We start from the raw sequence: 6288 nt of genomic DNA, 5'->3' as shown, positions 1-6288 counted from the left end.
TATATAGAAACGTTGATCCTATAAGTTGCTTATTTAAATGCGACTACTCTTAAGAATCAACGTTTTTACAGCATCAAGCTTATAAGATAATCAAACTAGCCACATCTTTACCAGTAATTCTCTACCGCAATATTACCCTCACCGCGGCGATTCATAACCAACCCTAACGCCTTCAGTGCTTCTTTAGTATCTTCTACCATGTCAGGATTACCACATAGCATGACATGCGTACTATCGATGTCTAGTGCAATACCTGCCCACTGCTGTAGTGTGCCCTCTAATAATAGCTTTGGCAGACGTTCTGCTAACGCACCCTCGACCGGCTCACGGGTAACAATAGGAATAAAGGTTAATTTAGCAGGATTCTCCACCAATGAGCCAAACTCTTGTTGCAAGCTTTCAATCTTCTCAATATAAGCAAGCTCTTCTAGCGAGCGAGCGCTATAGGCGAGTACAATATGTTCGTAATCTTCCCACGTTTTCAAGTCTTGTAGCATCGATAAAAATGGTGCCAATCCTGTACCAGTTGCCAGTAGCCATAAATCTTTGGGCAGTGGTTTTTGATAACGTGCTAACGTCAAAAAGCCAAACGGTGTGGTATTTAGCAATAGCTCATCACCCACTTGTAGATATTGCAGCTGTGAGGTAAACGCACCATCAGGGATAACAATAGAGAAGAACTCTAATACCTCGTCAAAGGGTGAAGAAATAATAGAATAAGCACGAAAAATCTCTTCATCGGCAATATCATCACCTAAATTACCTTGCTGCTTATAATAGTTCAAATGACTAGGATTGACGCCCAAACGCACAAACTGCCCTGCAGTAAATTTAAAGCTGTCAGGACGGCTAACCGTAAAGCTAAACAAATTGGGTGTCCATGTGGTTTTACTGAGCACGGTTACTTTTTGAATATTGTCACTCATGGTAGTTAATCACTTATAGTTGGTAGTTAATTACTTATTTTTATTAAAGTCTAAGGTGTTTCCTCACTCCAAAAACGGAGATAAAAATCAGATAAATTGCCGTCAAACAAGAAAAACAGTATAGATAATATCGAAATATTAACCAGCTATTTGACGCTGTTTAGCAAAACTTAGCTATTTTTAGTTTGGTTAGAGAGCCATCGCTTTAATTTGAGTAGTGGCTCTGATTTTAAAAAACTGATTGTTAAAAATCTTATACGACACAAACAAAAAAAAGATGCGCCAAGCTTATCATAAAGCTGGCGCATCTTGGTTTCACAACCGTAACAGCAAACAAGGAACAAGTGCTGACTTATCTCATATCCCTAATAATGACACTACCAAATATGTGCCAAACTTGCCCATTCAATCATACTACTTGGCAAGATACCAAAGAGAATAATCACTGCCGTCACCGCAATAATCATGATACCACCCGTACGCATCGCCCATTGTCCAGAGACATCAAACTCAATAAACTGCTTAGGACGTTTGAAGAGTGTGAGCATGACGCGCAAGTAATAGAACAAGCCAATCGCACTACCTAAGATAATCATTGCCGCCAAGAACCAGTTGGTACCTTGTACTGCTGCCAATATCGCAAACATCTTAGTAATAAAGCCTGCTGTCAATGGAATACCAGCCAATGACAACATCATAATCGTCATTACTGCAGTCAGTATTGGACGACGCCAAAACAGCCCTTGGTAATGCGTGAGTTCATCCGCTTCTCCAGTAGCACGATAAGGGCTCGACATCAAGGTGACTACACCAAAAGCACCAATAGAAGTCAAGGCATAAACGACCATATACATACTTGAGATGCTGTCTGCTGCTCTACCAATACTCACGATTACGATAAGCACGTAACCCATATGGGCAATAGAAGAATAACCCAGTAGACGTTTCAGACTGGTCTGACGTACAGCCAGTAAGTTACCCACTAAGATAGATAAGGTCGCAATTACCATCAATAACATCTGTACCGATGGTAGTGCCAGCAACGCCGTATCAAGTAAGAATCGAACCGCTAATGCCATCATAGCTACTTTAGATACTGAGGCTAAGAACGTAGCGATAGGTGCTGGTGCACCTTCGTAAACATCAGGTGTCCACATGTGAAAAGGTGCGGCGGATAGCTTAAAGGCAATACCAAACATCATCATCGCCGCGCCCAGTATCAACAGTGGCGATTCAAAAATATTACTCAATTCCACGCTAATAGGCTTAAAGGCCAACGACCCTACTTCTGCATAAATAAATGCCATACCCATCAATAAAGTGGCTGACGCCGTCGCAGATAGCACTAGGTACTTTAGACCAGACTCTAGCGAGTTTTTACGCATATAGGTATATGACAGCATACCGTACAGTGGTATAGATAGCATCTCTAAGCTCATAAAGAATGACGCTAGATGCTGAGCACTGACCATCAGCAAAGCACCAATCGTCGATAACAACATGAGCAAATAAAGCTCTTCTTTATTATCTTTTAAATTGGTCAAATATGCATAAGATAACGTACAGCAAGCCAATGCACAGATAAAAATGATCACCATGTTAAACTGAGCAAAATTATCAATCACAAATAGCTGTTCAGCATTTGGTGCCAGAGTACCGCTATTGATAACACCAGTCATTTGACCAAGCAAAGTAAATAAACCAATGTTTAAACCAACGACGGTAACTGTGCCAGTAACCATATGTGAGCGTTTAATTGCGATGGCAATCATAACCACCAGTACTGTAATCACTACGGTAATGATTGGTGCATAAGGCAACAATCCCATCAAATCATTCATCGTAATATCATTCATGACTTAACGTGCCTCCATTGCATCAAGCAGGTGCGCCGCATCTACTTGTGTTACTTGACTATATACATACGCATTATTGATCCACTGCATCGCATGACTTGACGTATCAAGGAACGGCTGTGGGTACAGACCGAGCCAAACCAATCCAGCGGCCAATATGAGTAACAATGACAATTCACGTTTGCCCAAATCTTTTAGTTTACGCGGTGGTAGACCATGTGACTTGGTTTCTTGTATTGAAACCGCTTCAATATTATTTTTACCAAATAATGCGCGGTGAATGAGAATAAGCGAATACAAACCTGCCAATACCAAACTGAATGTGGCAAGTACCACAAATACCGGATATTGTGCAAATGAGCCAAATAGAATCATAAATTCGCCAATAAAGTTACCAGTACCAGGGATACCAAGCAACGCAGCACAGAAGAACATCAATATCGGTGCATAATAGCGGAACTGTCCCCACATACCACCCATCAAGGTCAAATCACGTGTATGCAAGCGCTCATACAACTGGCCAGCCATAATGAACAACGCCGCTGAGCTCAGGCCATGTGCAAGCATCTGAATCATCAAACCTTGCAAGCTGAGTAAGGTACCAGCATAGATAGCCAAGACCACAAAACCCATGTGCGAAATACTGGTATAAGCCAATAAACGTTTCATGTCGGTCTGCATAAAGGCCAGCCATGCACCATAAAAGATACCAATCGTACCTAAAGTTATGGCGATGGGAGCAAACTCTTGTGATGCTGCTGGAAATAATGGCAAGACAAACCGAATCAAGCCATATGCTGCCGTCTTAATCAAAATACCTGCTAAATCTACCGAACCTGCTGTCGGCGCCTGCGCATGCGCATCAGGCAACCAGCCATGGAAAGGTATAATAGGCAACTTCACCGCAAAACCAACAAAGAAACACAGCATGATTGGATATTCCCAACCACCAAGTGACGTACCAAGCAAGTCATTATAGTTAAAACTCACCACACCTCTTTGGGCGTAACTAATAATAACTAACATCAAAATACCAATGAGCATGATAAGCCCAGAAGCTTGGGTATAAATGAAGAACTTGGTAGCCGCATATTCTTTGGTTTTACCAACGACATCATGACCCCAAATCGCGATCAAGAAGTAGATAGGAACCAGCATCATTTCCCAAAAGAAGAAGAATAAGAACATATCAATAGCTAAGAAAACACCAATGACACCGCCCAAACTCCATAGCAAGTTCAGATGAAAAAAACCAACTCGACGCTGAATTTCATTCCACGAACACGCCACTGCCGCAATACCCAGAAATGCTGTCAAAGCGACCATCAGCAAAGACATACCATCTAATGCTAAATGAAAGCTGATACCAAAACTCGGTATCCATGGCACACTAAATTCTGCGACCCACGGCAGATTGGCACTTGGCCCAATCACTTGCTTGCTCATCCCGCTAAAGTCACCGTAATGCCATAGCACTAGGGACAGTACAAAAGTCAGCATCATGCCAATCAAGGCAATCCAGCGCGGTAGACGTTTATTAAACCGCTCGACCAACCAACATAGCAATCCTGCAATAAAAGGAATTGCAATTAATGCTGGTAGCATCCACGTTTGTTGTAACTCAATCATCTTATACCACCGTCATCATTACCAGCACCAACAGCACAGCCATACCCAAGCCAAAGCTTGTAGCATAACCTCGAAGTGACCCTGTTTGTGTCGCAGACAACATCTTATTACCCGCTGATGCCAGCTTAGGTAGGATGAGCCACGTTTTATCAATAGGGTCGGCTTTAAGTAAGCGGCCGATGAACAAAAAGGGTTTTACAAAAATTATGTCGTATAACGCATCAAAACCTAAGCCATGATAACACCAGTGATATAACGCACCACCAATACGTGAGCGCTTAAAGCTGGTCAGCATTCGACCTTTATCTGCGACATATAGGAATGCCGCCAATATTAGACCTGCAGCCATCGCACCCATGGCGATATATTCTGCTGTGTGCTTAGCATGTGCTTCACCGGCAACTTCTAATAAGTGCCCAACACTCTCTGGTAGTACTCCTTGCAATGGCGGTGTAATCCATGCACCAATGGCAGTAGATAGCACCAATAATATTGTAAGAGGTAACCAGTACGACATACCAGACAGCTTATGCGCAGGTGTTTTCTCTTCACCAAAGAAAACAATCCAAATCATACGGAACGTATAAATCGCAGTTAAGAAGGCACCAAACACACCCATGTAGAATAATACGAGATGACCTGTGGCATAAGTTTCCCAAAGAATCGCTTCTTTAGAATAAAAACCAACGGTGACCCAAGGTATCGCTGCAAGTGCGCCGCCACCGACTATATAGCACCAAAATACCAATGGTATCTTTTTGCGTAAGCCGCCCATCTTAAAAATATCTTGTTCATGATGTACCGCAAGAATGACCGCACCTGATGACAAGAACAATAAGGCTTTAAAGAAAGCATGCGTCATCAGATGGAAGATTGCCCCTTGCCATGCACCAACGCCCAATGCCAAGAACATATAGCCAATTTGACTCATCGTTGAGTAGGCAAGAATACGTTTGATATCAGTCTGTGCCAACGCACAAAATCCAGCAACAACCAACGTCAAGGCCCCTACACCGCCGACCCAATACAATAAAAGACCAGGGGTCAGCTCAAACAACGGATGTAGACGGGCAATTAAATAAACCCCTGCCGTGACCATCGTTGCTGCGTGAATCAATGCTGATACTGGTGTTGGACCCGCCATCGCATCGGCAAGCCATGTATGTAATGGTAGCTGTGCTGATTTACCCATCGCGCCGCCAACCAACATCATCGTTGTCAACATCATCGTTGGGTTATTGATATCGAACACTTCTGGCGCACGAGTAATAATCTCTTGAATATTAAGTGTGCCAAATTCACGGAACAATAAAAACAGACCAAAGGCTAAGAATACATCGCCGACACGTGTAACCGTAAAGGCTTTCATTGCCGCAAGACCATTGGCCCTATCTTGGTAATAAAAACCAATTAGCAAGTATGAACAAAGACCCACGCCTTCCCAACCGAGATAAAGCAAAAACAAATTATCGGCTAGTACCAGTAACAACATACTGGCAACGAATAAGTTCATATAGCTAAAAAAACGTCCAAATCCAGTTTCACCCTTCATATACCAAGCGGCAAACAGGTGAATCAGGAAACCAATGCCAGTGATAACACCCGTCATCGTCAGAGTTAAGCCATCAAAGCTCAAGCCAAAACTTGGCGCAAAATCACCGACTTGGAACCACGTCCAAAGCGGTATCTCTACGACCGTTCCTGCTGGATTGGTGGTCAAAAAAGTATAACTAACGACTAGTGTGCATAGTGCTGATAACAGCATACTACCCACACCGACAATCGCTGCCACCTGCTCCGTTAACTTATCGCGCATAAAGGCTAAGATCAAAAAGCCAACGAGCGGGAATATAAAGGTTAATGGTAATAAACTCATG

The 6288-nt window shown here is 42.8% G+C and carries 4 protein-coding genes; all 4 read right to left on the bottom strand.

Going from position 1 to position 6288, the window contains the following annotated elements; translation table 11 throughout:
- Positions 1 to 107: 107 nt before the first annotated feature.
- The 4 genes from ACT3SX_RS06225 to nuoL all read right to left on the bottom strand — a co-directional run bounded on the left by ACT3SX_RS06225 (position 108) and on the right by nuoL (position 6287).
- Positions 108 to 926 carry a ferredoxin--NADP reductase gene (locus ACT3SX_RS06225; protein WP_192519272.1) on the bottom strand — a complete coding sequence of 273 codons (819 nt, stop codon included), beginning with the start codon at positions 924 to 926 and terminating at the stop codon, positions 108 to 110.
- A 377-nt stretch (positions 927 to 1303) separates the two neighbouring features.
- On the bottom strand, positions 1304 to 2782 hold the full coding sequence (nuoN, locus tag ACT3SX_RS06220) for an NADH-quinone oxidoreductase subunit NuoN (protein ID WP_192519273.1): 1479 nt from the start codon (positions 2780 to 2782) through the stop codon (positions 1304 to 1306).
- Between the two features lie 3 nt (positions 2783 to 2785).
- Positions 2786 to 4411 (bottom strand): NADH-quinone oxidoreductase subunit M, encoded by a 1626-nt coding sequence (gene nuoM, locus ACT3SX_RS06215; RefSeq protein ID WP_192519274.1) that lies wholly within the window; start codon positions 4409 to 4411, stop codon positions 2786 to 2788.
- 1 nt (position 4412) lies between these two features.
- Complete coding sequence (gene nuoL / locus ACT3SX_RS06210; RefSeq protein WP_192519275.1) at positions 4413 to 6287, bottom strand: NADH-quinone oxidoreductase subunit L; 1875 nt, start codon at positions 6285 to 6287, stop codon at positions 4413 to 4415.
- Position 6288: the final 1 nt, after the last annotated feature.

Origin of the sequence: Psychrobacter sp. AOP31-B2-9, assembly GCF_052378005.1 — a bacterium.
GTDB lineage: Bacteria > Pseudomonadota > Gammaproteobacteria > Pseudomonadales > Moraxellaceae > Psychrobacter.
This window is presented reverse-complemented; position numbering and strand designations above follow the sequence as displayed.